The sequence below is a fragment of the Actinoplanes sp. NPDC049598 genome (assembly GCF_040675435.1).
GTDB lineage: Bacteria > Actinomycetota > Actinomycetes > Mycobacteriales > Micromonosporaceae > Actinoplanes.
Window position 1 is genome coordinate 232,926 of the sequence record NZ_JBFAOX010000013.1, and the last position, 15,081, is coordinate 248,006.

Annotated in this window: 19 protein-coding genes and 1 pseudogene; 7 read left to right on the plus strand and 13 right to left on the minus strand. The window is 72.4% G+C overall.

Going from position 1 to position 15,081, the window contains the following annotated elements; all coding sequences use genetic code 11:
• Window positions 1–5 precede the first annotated feature (5 nt).
• Window positions 6–371 carry a hypothetical protein gene (locus AB0J66_RS28805; protein ID WP_364666934.1) on the plus strand — a complete coding sequence of 122 codons (366 nt, stop codon included), beginning with the start codon at window positions 6–8 and terminating at the stop codon, window positions 369–371.
• Window positions 368–931, plus strand: a complete 564-nt coding sequence (locus AB0J66_RS28810; RefSeq protein WP_364666936.1) for a dihydrofolate reductase family protein — start codon at window positions 368–370, stop codon at window positions 929–931. Before AB0J66_RS28805 ends, AB0J66_RS28810 begins: the two co-directional genes overlap by 4 nt.
• Here AB0J66_RS28810 and AB0J66_RS28815 read toward each other — a convergent pair.
• On the minus strand, window positions 921–1,802 hold the full coding sequence (locus AB0J66_RS28815; protein ID WP_364666938.1) for a hypothetical protein: 882 nt from the start codon (window positions 1,800–1,802) through the stop codon (window positions 921–923). The two genes, AB0J66_RS28810 and AB0J66_RS28815, sit on opposite strands and share 11 nt — an antisense overlap.
• A 132-nt stretch (window positions 1,803–1,934) precedes the next feature.
• Here AB0J66_RS28815 and AB0J66_RS28820 point away from each other — a divergent pair, with 132 nt between their 5' ends.
• Window positions 1,935–3,086 carry an MFS transporter gene (locus AB0J66_RS28820; protein ID WP_364666940.1) on the plus strand — a complete coding sequence of 384 codons (1,152 nt, stop codon included), beginning with the start codon at window positions 1,935–1,937 and terminating at the stop codon, window positions 3,084–3,086.
• Here the strand turns inward: AB0J66_RS28820 and AB0J66_RS28825 are convergent.
• A complete protein-coding gene (locus AB0J66_RS28825) occupies window positions 3,065–4,345 on the minus strand; it encodes a hypothetical protein (RefSeq protein ID WP_364666943.1) in 1,281 nt (426 codons plus the stop codon). The genes AB0J66_RS28820 and AB0J66_RS28825 overlap by 22 nt on opposite strands.
• Before the next feature lie 735 nt (window positions 4,346–5,080).
• Between AB0J66_RS28825 and AB0J66_RS28830 the strand changes: the two genes are divergently transcribed.
• Complete coding sequence (locus AB0J66_RS28830; protein WP_364666945.1) at window positions 5,081–5,233, plus strand: hypothetical protein; 153 nt, start codon at window positions 5,081–5,083, stop codon at window positions 5,231–5,233.
• Window positions 5,234–5,311: 78 nt separating this feature from the next.
• Here the strand turns inward: AB0J66_RS28830 and AB0J66_RS28835 are convergent, their stop codons facing one another.
• On the minus strand, window positions 5,312–5,815 hold the full coding sequence (locus AB0J66_RS28835; RefSeq protein WP_364666948.1) for a GNAT family N-acetyltransferase: 504 nt from the start codon (window positions 5,813–5,815) through the stop codon (window positions 5,312–5,314).
• A gap of 24 nt (window positions 5,816–5,839) precedes the next feature.
• Here AB0J66_RS28835 and AB0J66_RS28840 point away from each other — a divergent pair, with 24 nt between their 5' ends.
• Complete coding sequence (locus AB0J66_RS28840; RefSeq protein WP_364666951.1) at window positions 5,840–6,313, plus strand: GNAT family N-acetyltransferase; 474 nt, start codon at window positions 5,840–5,842, stop codon at window positions 6,311–6,313.
• On the opposite strand, the gene AB0J66_RS28845 is transcribed toward AB0J66_RS28840, so the two are convergent.
• From AB0J66_RS28845 to AB0J66_RS28865, 5 genes are all read right to left on the minus strand, one after another.
• On the minus strand, window positions 6,290–6,859 hold the full coding sequence (locus AB0J66_RS28845; protein WP_364666954.1) for a DUF2087 domain-containing protein: 570 nt from the start codon (window positions 6,857–6,859) through the stop codon (window positions 6,290–6,292). The two genes, AB0J66_RS28840 and AB0J66_RS28845, sit on opposite strands and share 24 nt — an antisense overlap.
• A gap of 54 nt (window positions 6,860–6,913) precedes the next feature.
• A complete protein-coding gene (locus AB0J66_RS28850; RefSeq protein WP_364666956.1) occupies window positions 6,914–7,894 on the minus strand; it encodes a calcium-binding protein in 981 nt (326 codons plus the stop codon).
• Window positions 7,895–7,978: 84 nt separating this feature from the next.
• A complete protein-coding gene (locus AB0J66_RS28855) occupies window positions 7,979–8,329 on the minus strand; it encodes a UBP-type zinc finger domain-containing protein (protein ID WP_364666958.1) in 351 nt (116 codons plus the stop codon).
• Window positions 8,330–8,359: 30 nt separating this feature from the next.
• On the minus strand, window positions 8,360–8,824 hold the full coding sequence (locus AB0J66_RS28860; protein WP_364666960.1) for a YbaK/EbsC family protein: 465 nt from the start codon (window positions 8,822–8,824) through the stop codon (window positions 8,360–8,362).
• Window positions 8,825–8,887: 63 nt separating this feature from the next.
• Window positions 8,888–9,232 carry a hypothetical protein gene (locus AB0J66_RS28865; protein WP_364666963.1) on the minus strand — a complete coding sequence of 115 codons (345 nt, stop codon included), beginning with the start codon at window positions 9,230–9,232 and terminating at the stop codon, window positions 8,888–8,890.
• A gap of 191 nt (window positions 9,233–9,423) precedes the next feature.
• Here AB0J66_RS28865 and AB0J66_RS28870 point away from each other — a divergent pair, with 191 nt between their 5' ends.
• Window positions 9,424–9,798 (plus strand): DUF427 domain-containing protein, encoded by a 375-nt coding sequence (locus AB0J66_RS28870; RefSeq protein WP_364666965.1) that lies wholly within the window; start codon window positions 9,424–9,426, stop codon window positions 9,796–9,798.
• Here the strand turns inward: AB0J66_RS28870 and AB0J66_RS28875 are convergent.
• Both AB0J66_RS28875 and AB0J66_RS28880 read right to left on the minus strand, forming a co-directional pair.
• On the minus strand, window positions 9,762–9,890 hold the full coding sequence (locus tag AB0J66_RS28875) for a hypothetical protein (RefSeq protein ID WP_364666966.1): 129 nt from the start codon (window positions 9,888–9,890) through the stop codon (window positions 9,762–9,764). The two genes, AB0J66_RS28870 and AB0J66_RS28875, sit on opposite strands and share 37 nt — an antisense overlap.
• 51 nt (window positions 9,891–9,941) lie before the next feature.
• Window positions 9,942–10,958 (minus strand): sulfotransferase, encoded by a 1,017-nt coding sequence (locus AB0J66_RS28880; protein WP_364666969.1) that lies wholly within the window; start codon window positions 10,956–10,958, stop codon window positions 9,942–9,944.
• 337 nt (window positions 10,959–11,295) lie between these two features.
• Between AB0J66_RS28880 and AB0J66_RS28885 the strand changes: the two are divergent.
• Window positions 11,296–11,697 (plus strand): annotated as a pseudogene (locus tag AB0J66_RS28885) (chlorophyllase); the annotation flags it as partial.
• A 322-nt stretch (window positions 11,698–12,019) separates the two neighbouring features.
• Here the strand turns inward: AB0J66_RS28885 and AB0J66_RS28890 are convergent.
• The 3 genes from AB0J66_RS28890 to AB0J66_RS28900 form a co-directional block, all read right to left on the minus strand.
• Window positions 12,020–13,003, minus strand: a complete 984-nt coding sequence (locus tag AB0J66_RS28890; RefSeq protein WP_364666972.1) for a TIGR03617 family F420-dependent LLM class oxidoreductase — start codon at window positions 13,001–13,003, stop codon at window positions 12,020–12,022.
• Entirely contained in the window at window positions 12,993–14,276 is a 1,284-nt protein-coding gene (locus AB0J66_RS28895) for a hypothetical protein (RefSeq protein WP_364666975.1), read from the minus strand. Before AB0J66_RS28895 ends, AB0J66_RS28890 begins: the two co-directional genes overlap by 11 nt.
• A gap of 57 nt (window positions 14,277–14,333) precedes the next feature.
• On the minus strand, window positions 14,334–15,081 hold a 748-nt coding region (locus AB0J66_RS28900; RefSeq protein WP_364666978.1), incomplete at its 5' end, for an RICIN domain-containing protein.

The window sequence follows — 15,081 nt, forward strand, 5'->3', positions numbered from 1 at the left end:
CGGGGGTGGACTTTCCGGTCGAGGCGCTGGGGCCGGCCGTGGCGGCGCGGGCCGGCGCGTGGGCGCGGCTGGGTGTCGGGTGGCGGGTTCGCCCGGTCACGCCGAATCACGGCAAGCCGATGGTGGCCGGTGAGTTCGAGTCGGCGACCTGGACGGGTCACCTGCTGGTCTGGGTCAGCGGCGAGGCGGAGCTCGATGCGGTCCGCCTCGACGACGAGCGGGTCGTCAGCAAGCACTACGACCTGGCCGGCCCGGCTGACCTCGAGGTGCTGCTCGGCGAGCTCGATGCTCTGCTGGCCGCCGGTCGCTTGCCGGATGCTGCCGCCGTGACGTCAAGGGTTGGACCGGAGAGCGGGAGAACGACGATATGAGACCACTGCGATACTCCATCAACGTCACCCTCGACGGCTGCTGTCATCACGAGGCAGGGGTCGCGCCCGACGAGGAGTCGATGCGCTACTGGGCCGATGAGATGGCCCGCGCCGATGCCCTGCTGTTCGGCCGGGTCACCTACGAGATGATGGAATCGGCGTGGCGGCGGCCGGCCACGGGGGCGTGGCCGGAGTGGATGGCCGAGTGGCAGGTCCCGTTCGCCGAGACCATCGACCGGGCGCCCAAGCACGTCGTGTCGAGCACGCTGAGCGGGGCCGACTGGAACGCCGAGCTGCTGCGGGGCGACCTGGCCAAAGCGGTTCAGCAGCTCAAGGACGAGCCGGGTGAGGGCCTGTTCGTGGGTGGCGTGACGCTCCCCCTGGCCCTGGCCGATCTGGGGCTGATCGACGAGTACGCGTTCGTGGTGCAGCCGGTCCTGGCCGGGCACGAGCCGACGCTGCTCGCCGGGCTGCGCGAGCACATCCAGCTCGAGCTCGTGGACCGCCAGGAGCTCCGCTCGGGGGCGGTCGTTCTGCGATATCGCCCCACTAGCCGATGACAGCGTGGAGTCTGCGCAGGGAACGCACGGTGGAGCGGATCTCCTGCAGATAGCGCTCGGGGGCGATGGCCTGCCCGGTGTCGAGGCCGACGGTGTCGACCGTGCAGCCGTACGGGAGGGTGAGCAGCCGGAGCGCGTCGGCGTGCTGGAACGGCACGTAGATCGGCGAGGTCACGATCAAGATGGTGTCGTCCGGCCCAGGGCTGTTGTGCCGCGCCCAGAAGCGGTAGGTGTCGGAGGTGTCGGCGCGGCGCGTGGCCGGTTCGGCCGACGGGGCGGCCATCACCTGGACGGACGGCGGCTCGAACGTGGTGATCGACCAGGATTGGTGGGTGACCGGGCCGGTGGGGCCGCGGTGCTCGACCGGGTCGGCGAGGCCGAAGCTGTCGCGCACGCCGACTCGCATGGCGTCGACCTCGTAGCGGCAGCCGGTCAGGGCGGGCACGGTCAGCTCGGCCTCGTGCAGCGGGCGGAAACTGCCGAGCCCGGTGACCCGGGGCGAGCCGACGCGGCCGGAGCGCCACAGTCCGGCGGCGTGCTCGGCGCGCTGGAGGCAGGTGGCACCGAGGCCGCCGAGGATCAGCAGGTGGCTGTAATCGGCCCGAGCCGGAGCGCGGGTGCCGGTCAGGCCGAGAGCCGTTGCCGCCCGCGAGATGACGGCGGGCGGGATCGCGCCCAGATCGGCCGGGCCCATCAGGTGACGCTCCACGCGCCCGCGACGGAAATCCCAGTGCTCGCCGGAGAAATCGTCCAGCCAGGCCAGCAGGTCACCCGTCGCGGCGTCGGGCAGCCGGCCGCCGAACACTTCGATCAGCTCCCGCAGCGGCGCCGAAGTGATCGTCTCGCGGATGCCGTCCAACCCCGTAGTCACCCGACGATCGTGCCATCGCCGTCCCGAGGGCCGGACAGAAGGCCGGGTTAGGATCTCGGGCATGACGTTCCTCTGTGCGTAGGCGACCGCGGCTCTTCGCTGCCCTGTCGCTCACTCGTCCGAGGAACAACCATGCCTTCGTACGTCGCTGTCCTGCGCGCCCCGAACGTGGCGCGAACCTTCGGCGCCGCCCTGATCGGGCGGCTCTCCTACGGAATCGTCTTCCTGTCGCTCGTGCTGGCGGTCACGCACGCCACCGGGTCGTACGCGATGGCCGGAACCTTCACGGCGCTGTTCGGCCTGACCAGCTCGCTCCTGTCGCCGCTGCGGGCCCGGCTCATCGACCGGCACGGGCTGCGGCGGGCGCTCGCCCCGATGGCGGCCGGGTACGCCCTGGCGCTCGGCGTGATCGCCGCGGTCACCGTCCGGCCCGGACCGGCGTACGGCCGGCTGTTGATCCTGGCCGTGGCCGCCGGCGGCCTGACCCCGCCGCTCGGGCCCGTCATGCGGGCCTTGTGGACCGAGCTGGTGAGCGGCGAAGAGCTGCGACGGCGGGCCTTCTCGCTGGACACGGTCTGTGAGGAGCTGCTGTACGTCACGGGGCCGCTGCTGGCCGGGGTGTTCGCCGCAGTGGCCGATCCGGCGCTGGGGGTGGCCGTCAGCGCCGGGCTCGTCCTGCTCGGAAGCCTGCTGCTGGCCACCGCGCCGGTGGTCCGGAAGCAACAGCGCGAGGCCGAACCGGTCGGGGCCGCCCGGGTCGGGTTCCGGCCGGTCCTGGTGGCGGCGTCGGTCGGGATCGGTCTCGGTGCGCTGAGTCTGCTGCTCGTCGCTTTCGCCGACCGGGAGCGGCATCTCGCGGCGGTCGCCTGGCTCGAGGCCGCGCTGGCCGTCGGCAGCGTCGCCGGTGGGCTGATCTACGGCACGATCCGGTGGCGGGCGTCCGGTCAAGTGCGGTTGCCGCTGCTGGCGCTCGCGCTCGGGGTGACGCTCGCGGCGGCCGGCCTGGCCGGGAACCTGTGGGCACTGGCGGCGCTCGTGGGTGTGACCGGCGTGTTCCTGTCGCCGGCGCTGACCACCGCCTACCTGATCGCCGACGAGGCCGCGGCGCCCGAGGCACGAGTACGGGCCGGGGCGTGGGTGAACAGCGGCTACAACCTGGCCAACTCGCTCGGCGCGGCCGGGATCGGCCTGCTGATCGGACGGGTTCCGCTGCCCGTGTGCTTCGCCGCCACGGCCGTTCCCGCGCTCGCCGGGGCGGCGCTCTACTTCCGGAAGATCGTGTAGCGCAGGACCAGGAACGGGAAACCGTAGAGCGAGAACGCGTGGTCGGCCCGCAACTGGCCGTCCTCGGCGAACACGTCGAGCTGCTCGGCGAAGCCGTGGACGGCCAGGGTGGTCAGGTCGCGGGTCTCGGGATCGATGTACGACAGGTAGTGGCCGGGGTGCGGGAGCCGGCTGCGGCTGGTGAGGACCAGACCATTACCGGTACGCGGCTCCGGCGCCAACGTCGCCGTGAAGTTGCCCTGCGGCACGGGGAACCCGACGCTGACATAACCCCGGCCGTCGTGCCGGTACGTGGTGTAGACGCCCACGTAGATCGGCTCGTCCGTGTCGGCGAAGGAGCGGATCCACCCCCGTACGCCCACCAGGTCCTGACCCTCCGGGGTGATGGTGTCGATCCGGCTGCGGACGCCGCGCTGGGTCTCCCGCTGATTCATCGGCACGTTGGCCTGCCCCAGGCGGCGCGCGACCAGCGTGCGGTACAGCAGATAGCCGGGCCGCACCCAGAGCCGCCACTCGGGCACGATGTCGAGCCGGAAACGGGTCGTGTGCTCGTAGAACTCCCGCACCAGCGGATCCACGCCCGCCGGATCGAACTCCGGCCCGGCCAGGTCGTCGAGCGAGGCCACGATACCCACGTCGGCCGCGTCCGGCTCGTACTTACCACCGAGCACCCCGGCCAGCTCCCGCACATAGTCGGTGCCGACATAGCCGCCGCGCGCCTCGAGCGGAACCACGAACGGCAGATCCTCGGCCCGCGCCCGCTCCGCCAACAGCCCGACCTGCGGATCGCGGAACAGCAGGGCAGCCACCGCCCGGTACCCGACAACCGCACTCGCCGCCACAGCAGCCGACGACGCATCACGACCGCCCACCCGCCGCCAGACCGCACCCACAGCAGCCCCGACGACCGGCCCCAGCACCACCTTCTGCGGCCGCAACCCGAGCGCCCCGGCCACCGAACCGGCCGCAACCCCCACCGCCAGCGGCCCGGCCTTGATGAGCCGCCCACCGACCCAGCCCGCCTGAGCCGCGAGGGCCCCGCTCATCACCACCCGCGACCACCAGGCGGGAACCTCGCCCGGCCGCTGGCGCGCCCGCGACACCGCCTCGGTCCCGGCCAGCGCGGCGGCCCCGGCGAGGCCACCGAGCACTGCCGCCCGCCGGCCCCGCCGCCCGGCGAGGGCGGCCCCGCTGAGCGCCCCGGTCACCGCCGCGAAGACCAGCCCGCTGATTCGCCTGCCGCGCTCATCCACCGCCATGCCGGAACGCTAGCAAGCACACTGCCGATCACGGGCCGGCCGCCCCACGTCGACGAGCCATCGGAAACGCAGATCGCCAAGGTGACTTCCAGCGGGCACCGACGCGGACCCAACCCCAAGAGGGCCCCCACGCACGGCGGGGCGACGGGGTACGGCGAGGCCGATCGATATCCCGGTGACGGCCACGGCGGCGGCCATCGCCAGGGCGGTGACGTCGACCGCGGGCACGTGTCTCGTACCGCTCGGGGTGATGAGATGGGCACCGACCTCCCGGCGGCCCCGGCGGACCGGAGTGATCTCTGTTGTGGACATGATGGCCTCGTCTCCTCCAGTGCACTCCCGTTCCGCGTGCGGTTGTAGGGCCTTACGCCTCTGCCCGGACCGCCCGCGGCGGCGTTGGCTGGAGGCAGGAGGTCATCATGAGACGCCATTGGATCGCCGCCGGGTATGTCGTTTCGCTCCCGCTGGGCACGGCCGCCGTGCTGGCCGCGGCCGCCGCCGTCGAGGCAGCGGCACGCAAAGTCGGCCGAGCGGGTAAAGGGCGAACAGCTCCCCGCCAACGCTGACGCCTTGCGGTAGCCAAGGCCGACCGTCACGGCCCGGGCGATCGTGCGGGCTGCCACGTCGGCGGTGACGCCGGCCGCGGTGAAGGCGGCGGCGTGGGCCGGCAGCGCACGCATCAGGGTGCCGTAGTGCGTGTCCTGCTCGGCGGTCATGCCGGCGGCCAGAGCGCGCATGCCGGCAGTGCCGGTGCCGGCCATGATCGCCAGCGCCACCGGCGTCGCCGGCCTTGAGGTGACCCGCCAACTCGAGGATCCGAAATGGGGCGGCACCACCGCCGAGGAGCTCATCGACACCCTCGTCGGCCCGCTCCCCACCACCTCGTGAGCCCTAGAACACCGCCATCCCGCGACGCAACGACACCCGCTACCCCGCGACACCCACCACCTTGCGGGCCGCGCGGAGTCAGTCGAGCACGTAGAGGGCGAACGGCTCCCCCTCGACGCTGATGTCCTTGGTGTGGCGGAAGCCGAGCCGTTCCATGACGGCTCGGGAGCGGGCGTTGTGCACCTCGGTGAAGGAGACGACCTCGGGCGCCGCCAGCTCGTCGAAGGCCATGGCGACGCCGGCCCGGCCGATCTCCGTGGCGTAGCCCTGGCCCCAGAATCGCCGGTGCAGGACCCAGCCGACCTCGAGCCGCGAGACGCCGTCCACCTGCTGCCGGGACAGGCCGCCGCGGCCCACCAGCTCGCCGGTCGAGCGGTGGTAGGCCATCCACTTGTGGACCCCGTCGACCCGCCAGTGCCGGGCCATCCGGGCCACCTCGGCCTCGATCGCCTCCGGGGTCCATTCGCCGTACCATTCGGCCACGGCCGGGTCCTGGTAGAGCGCCAGCAGATCGCCGGCGTGCCGTTCGGTCACCGGTTCGAGGCGGAGCCGTTCGGTGAAGCGGATGTCCGAGGGCTGCATCATCTCATTAGAGCGGAGGTCGGCATGGTCCTGCGAGGAGTGAGCGTCCGACCGGCCACGGCCGGGGATGCCGAGCGGCTCGCGGAGATCGTTCTGGAGGCCACCGAGCATCAGGGGCGCCTGCCCGCCATGACCGAGCGGGAACGGGCGGAGTGGCGCGACGGCTTCGCCGAGTGGAGCCGGCGGACCGTCGAGGAGGCGAGCCCTGGCAACGTGCTGTCGGTGGTGCTGCTGGGCGGGGAGATCGTCGGCCGGTTGCGGGCCGTGCGCGAGGAGCGGGGTGTCCGGCTGGCCGGGATCCAGCTCGTCCCGGCCGTACAGGGCCGGGGCATCGGCACGTCGATCATCCTCGGCCTGCGGCGCGACCACCGGCCGTTGTTCATCAACGTGGACAAGGACAACGACGGCGCGCGGCGGCTCTACGAACGGCTGCGCTTCACGCTCTGCGGCGAGACGGCCGACGAGTACCTCTACTCATGGGGTGAGCTGGGCGGGTAGGGGGCGGCCGGGGCCGTACGTGGTGCCGGCGCGGTCGCGTTCGAGCCAGCCGGTGTCGACGAGCATGCGGCGGACGCCGGCGACGTCGTCGGTGATCTGGGCCAGGCGGGTGTTGATGTGGTCCTCGTCGTAGAGGCCGTCGAGGGCCAGGTAACGCGCGAACAGCTCGCCGATCAGCTCGTAGCGTTCGCCCAGGGTGGGCGGCAGGCTGGTCAGCCGGCCGTGGGCGAAGTTGCCGCGCAGCTGGGGATAGTCGCGCAGCAGCGGGGCGATCGGCTGCAGGGCGTCGACCGCGGCGGCGGCCTCGCGCAGGGCCCCGGGGTCGGCGCGGTAGACGCCGTTGCCGGTGCCCGTGGCCAGGCCGGCCCCGACGAGCCGGGCCAGGGTCTCGCCCGCCTTCTGCACGGGCAGGTCGACGGTGAAGGCGAGCTCGGCTATCGTCGCGCCCTCGCTGCCGCGGCGGACCAGCTCGGCGTAGGCGGCGAGGCGCGGCGGGCTGGCGAGTTGGTTGAGCATTTCGGCGGCACGCGCGGCGTCGGCGGACATCCCGTCACCGTAAGGCGGGCCCGGCCCTGTCGCATCCCTATTTGGCCGCGGCGCTCAAAGGATCAGGTCGTAGGGCAGCTGCGGGCTCAGCTTGGGGTCGCAGACGCAGAAGTCGGCGTTCCAGGCCGGCTGGGCGCCTTGCGACTTCGCCAGCGCCGTCCACTTCACCGCCTTGAACGACGCGAGGCCACCGATCATCGACGCGCCCGCGGTGATCTCACCGTTCGAGTCGACGGTGCCGTTCAGCGAGACGACATTCGCCAGGGCGCTGATCTTCGACGGCCACGGCAGGGTGCACTTCAGACTGGTCTTGTCGCCTTCCTGTGGGTCGTCCGACAGCGGTAGGCCAACCTTGCAGTTCCCGACCGGGACGTTCGGGGCCGCGCCGAGAGTCGCCGCGTCCATGGCGAAGTTGGCCAGGATGATCACGTCGTTGCCGCTACCGCCGGAGGCCCGGTTGCCGAGCGGCGAGGTGCGCACCGGCGGCGGATAGAGGATGTCGTTGCCCGTCCCGCCGGAGTAGGTGTCGCCGTAGGTCGTGCCCTGGCCGAGCAGCGCGTCGTCGCCCGCATCGCCGTACATGATGTCCTGGCCCGGGCTGCCCCCGCTGTACATCACGTCGTTGCCGGGGCCGCCCTGCATGGCGTCGGCGCCGGGGCCGCCGAAGATGTTGTCGTCGTCCTCGGCCGCGGCCGTTCCGCAGGCGCCGACGTAGCAGCCTCGGATGGTGTCCTTGCCGTCCCCGCCGGCGAGACTGTCGTTGCCGGTCCCGCCGTTGAGGTCGTCGTCGCCGGTCTCGCCCCAGACGATGTCCCGGCCGGGCCCGCCGTAGATGTCGTCGTTCCCTTCGCGCCCGTAGACGACGTCGTTGCCGCCGAGCCCGCAGATGATGTCGGCCCCGGCCGTCCCGACGATCTTGTCAGGGCCGGCGGTGCCGACAATGGTCGCCTCGCTCGGGCAGTAGTTGCCGTCGGAGGCCACGGCCGGGGCGGCGACACCGATGCTGAGCACGGCCATCACCAGCAGAGAGCGCATGGCCAGGAAACGTATCCGGCCGGTGGAGCCGGCGCGGCGGTTCCCACGATTGTCGCCCGGACGGGGTGAGCGGCCCGGCAGAGCTCAGCGGTTCAGGTGGTGCTTCCAGTCGGCCGGGACCGCGCCCGCGGGCCCGGGGGCCGGCTGGTCGATCGGGTGGCTGTCGGCCGGGGCCAGCCGCGGCCCGTTGCCGGCCTCCTCGGTGCTGTAGTCCCAGAACCAGTCCTCGCCCGGCTCGAAGGACTGGACGACCGGGTGGCCGGTCTCGCGCCAGTGCGCGGTCGCGTGCTGCTTCGGGGAGCTGTCACAGCAGCCGACGTGGCCGCACTGGGCACAGCGACGGAGGTGGAACCACCATCCGCCGGCGTCCAGGCACTCGACGCAGCCGGTGCCGGACGGGGGGACGTGGGGCTGGATCGGGTCTTCGCTCGTCACGAGGAGCAACCTACCCGAGGCTCAGCGGTGTCAGGATGCCTCGTCCGTCACATCGGCGAACTGGCCGCCCAGCGCGGCCACCGCCTCGTCGGCCGGGACCTGCAGGCCCACCCCGCGCTCGCCGGCGCCCAGATTGATCGTCCGGCCGCGGGTGCGCTCGTCGGCGATGACCGGCCACGGCTTGGCCGATCCGAACGGGGTGATGGTGCCGCGTTCGTAGCCGGTCGCGGCCAGGGCCGTCGCGGCGTCGGGCATCGAGAGCCGGTTGACGCCGAGCAGCGCGCGCAGCTTGGGCCACGAGATGGAGCGGTCGCCCGGGACCAGCACGAAAACGTAGTCGTCGTCGTGACGGCGTACCACCAGGGTCTTGACCAGGTCCTGAATCTCGACGCCCTGGGCCTGGGCCGCCTCCGCGACGCTGGCGACGGGACCGTGGCGCAGGAGCTCGGCCGGGACGCCGAGCGCGGCGGCGGCGGTTTCGGCGGGGTTCGACATGTGATCAACCGTAGACAGCGAACAGGCCACACCCGAAGCGGGTGTGGCCTGTTTTACGCGCGTTCAGTCCCGACCGCGGCGGTGGTCCCGCCAGTGGTCGCGGTCGTCGTCCCGGTCGACCGTGAGCTTCCAGTCGCCACGGTGCGGGCCACGGCGCACGAAGTCGCAGTCGTAGCTCTCCCACCAGTCGCGCCGCTCGCCGCGCTCGCCGGCGCGGTAACAATCACGGCGATCGTCGTAGTAGCCGGCCACATCGTCGTCATCGTCGTCCCACGGGCGTACCTGGGTCTGGGTCGCGCCCTGCGAGGACGAGGCAGCCGAGGCCGCCTGTGCGGGACCCGCACCGATCGTCACGCCCGTGACCAGGCTCAGTCCGACGAGGGTCAGGATCCGCGTTGCCGCTTTCATGTCTCTACCTTCCTCGAGCCGTATGTTCGTTCGCCTCCAGACCATCACTGCGGTTCGCCGCATATGCGGTAACAGCGGCCTTTGAGGCGTTCGGCCGGGGATCCTGGATGACCGGCCGGACTTTGGACGATCGGCTGCGCGGCGAGACAGAATGTGTTCAGGGAATGGATCATGAGCGAAGGAGCTCCCACATGACCGGCAAGCCCGTCCTGGAACCCGGACCGGACCACCCGATCACGATCACGCCGAACCCGGCGCACATCGTGGTCACGGTCGCCGGCAAGGTCGTCGCCGACACCCGCAACGCCCTGACGCTGCAGGAGTCGAACTACCCGCCGGTGCCGTACATCCCGCTCAGCGACGTCGACCAGGCGCTGCTCGAGGACAGCCGGACCGAGAGCTACTGCCCGTACAAGGGCGACGCCAGCTACTACTCGATCCCGGCCGGGGGCGAGAAGTCGGTGGACGCGATCTGGGTCTACCGCGACCCGCGGCCCGCCGTGGCCGAGATCAAGGACCACGTCGCCTTCTACCCGGACCGGGTCGACTCGATCTCGATCAGCTGACGGGCCGGGGCCAGAGTGACCGCCGCGCTCCTGGTGAAGCCGAGCAAGGCGGCCAGGAAAGCCAGGAGCGCGAGCGCGCGGATCAACGACACGGGTAAAGAAGATCCAAAACGGCCCGGCTTAGCGATCAAGCCGGGCCGTCGTTACCTCGAAAGAGGTCGGCTGTTGCGCTGACCGCTGGTCAGCCGGGCGGCCACCACCGGCTCGCGCCGCCCGGCCCGCACCGCCGCCCGGGCATCGCCGGCCAGCTGCCGCAGCGGGCTCAGGTGGGCCCGGGCGGTGAGCCAGGCCCGGGTCGCGACCACGCCCGGCGAGGGCGCGAGGCGGGTCGACGGCTCGTAGCCGAAGCGGGCCAGCCGCGAGCCGAGCACGGCCTCGCACCGCACGATCTCCTCGGCGCTCAGCCGCTGCCGCCAACTGCGGACCCGCTGGGTGGTCACGCTCTGGTGGGTCCGCGTGTGCCAGGTCTTGTACGAGGGCACGGCCACCGACGCCACCTCCTGGGGCCGGGCCATCGCCGGGTCGTACTCCTCGCCCAGGAACGCGCAGACCCGCCGCAGCTCGGCCGCGGGGTCGGCCACCAGGTCCTCGTAGCGCAGCTGCAGGTAGACGTCGGGCCGGTAGGCGCGGGCGGCCCGCAGTGAGGCGTCGGCCGACCGGGCCCACGTGCCGATCAGCAGGTCGAGCGAGTCCGCGGCCCAGGGCGCCTCCTTGAGCGAGGCCACGCAGTCGCGCCCGTCGCGCACGATGTCGATGATCTGCGCGTCCGGGAACAGCCGCAGGAGCTGCGGCAAGTGGCGCAGGTAGGCCGGGCGCTTGTCGCCCCAGCGGGGCTTGCCGAAACGCTCGGCGTAGAGCCGGAAGACCGTGCCCAGGGCCGAGCCGAGGGTGGGCGGGGCGCCGACGACGGCGTCGATCACCCGGCCGGCGTCGAGGCCGAGGTCGCCGAAGTTGTCCGTGGTGACGATCCAGGCGCCGAGGTCGCGGCGGCGGTCCGGGTCGCGCAGATCGCCGAACTCGTGCCGGCGCTGGTAGGCCGGCAGCAGGAAGCGGCTCTCGGGCGGCAGCGCGATCCGCGGGTGGGCATGCAGCATCAGTTGGAGCATCGTCGTCCCGGAGCGTGGGCAGCCCACCACGAAGATCGGTCGGTCGCTGAGCATGGACAAATCACCCCAGTTCGGAAGAAAGCGTCGCTTCTCCGGCAACGATCACCCACCGAGCTGGGTACGGCTCAGGAAACTCCTGTGACTCCTGGGAAGTTCACAGCTAGCGGCCGCACAGGGACGGCAAAGGCGCTGCACAGGCCCGCGCGGCATCGTGACCCGGGTGCGCAGAAGATCATTACTGCTCGGAGTCTCCGCCGGCGCCGTCGCGATGAGGGCCACCGCCGCCGAAGCGGCCGTTCGCGGGTCGAACCCGGTCTCGCAGATCCTGGCCTCGGTCAAGACGTCCACGCTGCGGCCGCGCCCGGTCACCGCCTATGAGCCGGCCGGCGGCATGCCGCCGGCCGGGGTGAACTCGGTCGGACGGGCCGACTACACGTTCAGCCGCGACGGGCGGTCGCTGCCGACCCGGGTGTGGTACCCGGTCGGCCCCGGCCCGTACCCGGTGCTCGTCTTCAGCCACGGCATGCTCTCGCAGCCCGACGACTACGCGGCGCTGCTGGTCAGCTGGGCGCTGACCGGGGTGGTGGTGGCGGCCCCGCTCTATCCGCACACCTCGCTCGGCACGGCCGCGTTCAACGCGTACGACGTGGCCGACCAGCCCCTGGACGCCTCACACGTGCTGACCCAGATCGCCCTGCAGAACACGGTGGCCGGCCCGCTGAAGGGGCGGGTCGACGGCTCGCGGATGGCCGCGGCCGGGCACTCGGCCGGCGGGATCACCACCACCGGGCTGTTCAGCGCCTACCGCGACGAGCGGCTCAAGGCCGGCATCGTGCTGGCCGGCACCGACTTCCTGGCCACCCCGTTCACCGGACCGCCGGCCGCCCTGCTCTACGTGCACGGCAGGAAGGACGACACGGTCAGCTGGTCCGCCGGGCACACCGTCTTCGAGGCCACGCCCTGGTCGCGGGCCCTGCTGTCGTTCACCGAGGCGGGCACCAGACCAGCACGGCCGAGTTCCCGATCCTCAGCACGGCCGGCGCCCGATTCCTGCGCTGGGCCTTCCACGGCGGCGTGCCCGCGCTGTCGGCCGGCTCGCTGGGAACGCTCACCGATCAGCTCAGCGCCGCCCGGACCAGCGCCGGATCGACCTCGTAGGGCGTGTAGAGCGAGATCCGGTCGACCAGCCCACCGAAGCGGTTCTTCACCGCCGAGGAAACGTCGCCGGTCACCGCGAACGTGTCCAGGACCTCGTCGGTGATCAGGGCGGTCATCTCGGCCCAGGCCTGCCGGCGGGACAGGCTGTTGAGCTGATCGGCCAGCTCCCCCCAGCCGTGCAGCTCCAGCACCGGCCGGTAGGCGGGCGTCGAGGCGTAGAACGCGATCTGGCCCTTGACCGCCTGCTCGGCCCGCGACCGCGCGGCCTCGTCCGCACCCAGCACCGCCATCGCCGACAGACCCAGCGAGAAGCCGTCCAGGTCGCCGCCGCGGGCCTCGGCCAGCGCCGGGCGGGTGCGCTCGCGCAGATAGGCCGCGCTGGTCAGCGGGTGCACGAGCAGACCGTCGCCGACCCGGCCGGCCACCTGCGTCATCCGCTCCCCCACCGCGGCGATCAAGATCGGGGGCGGGCCGTACGGGTTGACGCCCGGGCTGAAGAAGTCGGTCATCAGCGTGTGCCGGTAGAACTCCCCGCGGAACGCCAGCCGGTCACCGGTCGCCCAGGCGTGCCAGATCGCCCGCACCGCCCGGACGAACTCCTCCATCCGCGCCGCCGGCCGCCCCCACGGCATCGCGAACCGCCGCTCGATGTGCGCCTGCACCTGCGAGCCCAGGCCCAGCTGGAACCGGCCGGCCGAGATCAGCTGCAGGTCGTTGGCGAGCACGGCCACGCTCATCGGGTTGCGGGCGAACGCCACCGCGATCGCCGACTGCAGCGTGATCCGCTCGGTCGCCCGCGCGGCCAGGGTCAGCGCCGGGAACACGTCGTGCCGGGTCTCGGCCGCGGCGAACCCGTCGTACCCGGCCCGCTCGGCCGCCACCGCGGCCGCTTCCACCTCGAGGGGCGTGGCCGCGACGTCGGCGGCGAAATCAACCAGCATGATCCCTTGATAGCACCCGGGCCCGGATCCACTCGGCGCAGCCCTGGTCCACGACCGAGAACGGCACGCCGTACGCGTCGCGGGCGGCCTGGTCGTACTCGTTGTCCTGGGTCAGCACCAGCCGGACGAACGTGAACAGCTTCCGCTCGCCGTACCGCTGGGCCATGCAGTCGACCGCGAAGTGGCTGAGCCCGTAGAACGCGTCCCCGGCCCGGTCCGGCGCGTCCGGGCCCGGCTTGACCGGGATCATCGAGCGGGCCGGCTCGGCCCGCAGCTGCCACCGCGCGCTGTCCCGGCGCCCGCTGGCCGACGCCGGCCGCGGCGACCAGCCGATGTACTCGGCGATGCCCTCGCTGAGCCACGTGTCCTCGGCCGCATCGGCCCGGTAGGCCCCGGCCAGCGTCACGACGTGGCCGAGCTCGTGCCGCAGGGCCACCCGCAGGAACTCCGGATCGTCGTCGAGCTCGCTCATCCGCAGCACGACATCGGTCGCGTACATGTTGAGCGGGACGGCCAGGCCGATCGCCCAGTCGTTCTCCTCCCCGCCGTACCAGGAACGCCACTGCGGATCATCGGCCAGGTAGATCCGGTACCGCGACTGCGGGGTGCCCATCAGCGCCGCGAACCGGTCGTCGGCCCGGGCCGCGGCCTCGGCCACCGGCAGCAGGCGGGGCAGGTACTTGCGCTGGGCGGGCGCGGCCAGCAGGGTCACCCGCGAACCGCGCAACACGGCCAGCTCGCCGTCCTCCCACGGCGCTGGACGCCGCGGATCGGCCTCGGCGGCGCTTGTGGCGCTCGTGATGACGTACCGCGGCCCCTCGGGTTTGAACGTCAGCTTCTGCTCGATGCGCGGCGGTTCCTGCCACTGCGAGCCGGGGCGGCCCGGGCACATGTCAGTGCCCAGGCAGTACGAGACCTCGACCCGGAACTCGACCCCGTCCCGGACCGGCCGCCCGATGCCCGGCCGGTAGTCGAACCGCGACACGTCCAGCGCCCGCAGCGAGCGGAACATCGACCGGTACCGCGCCCGCAGCGCCGGCGCGACCGCCGCCAGCCACCCCGCCTCGTCCCCCCGCAGCAGCGCCGCCGACTGCTCCCGCAGACTCCCCACCGCCCGCTCGTAGGGCCCGGGCGGCCGCGGCGGCGGCACCGCCCCGGCCGCGATCGCCGCCCCCTGCGGCTCCGGCCGCGACGTCACCACGCCGAGGGTCAGCAGCAGCACCCCGGCCGCGATGCACGCGGTGAAAGCGGCGCGACTGCGGGTTTCCGGCATGCCTCGGATCTAATCAGGAGCCGGCCCCGGACATCTACACCGGCCACTTCTTTCGGGTTACGAGCCAGTCCCGATGAAGGGCAGCGGGATGCGCAGAACATTGACGGTCCAGCGCTGGGAGGCCGTGCAACGCCGCTGCACGGCGACGTCGCCGCGCGAGGTCAGGCACTTGCCAGTGAGAACGTTCTGGAACCGGGCGGTCTCACCGGTCGAGTCCCGCAGCCGCCACAGCCGGGTGGCATGCCCGTCACACGGGTAGAGGTCGGCCCGGGCGTTGTCGCGGGTCGCGGCGCCCGCGATCGACAGGCACTTCTCGGTAGCGACGTTGAGGAGCTGCAGCGACCCGGCCCCGGTCACCGTCGGCCGGATGCGCCAGCGGAACGAATCGCCCCCGGCGCACGGCCTGGTGACGAGCGCGGTGGTCAGACAGTCCCGGCTGGCCGCGTTGATCAGCTGAAACTCAAGCCCGACCAGATCAACTGGCCCCGGGCCGCCCCGACCCGCGGAGGCGCTCGGTGTCGCCCGTGCGCCGGACGCCCGATCGGTGCCGGAGCCAGCCCGCGTTACGTCGGTGCCGGAAGCAACGGAGCCGGTGTGCGCCGGGTCGATGCCGGACGCAGCCAAGCCGGTGTGCGCCAGGTCGATGCCGGACGCAGCCGAGCCGGTGTGCGCCAGGTCGATGCCGGACGCAGCCAAGCCGGTGTGCGCCAGGTCGATGCCGGACGCAGCCAAGCCGGTGTGCGCCAGGTCGATGCCGGACGCAGCCGAGCCGGTGTGCGCCAGGTCGATGCCGGACGCAGCCAAG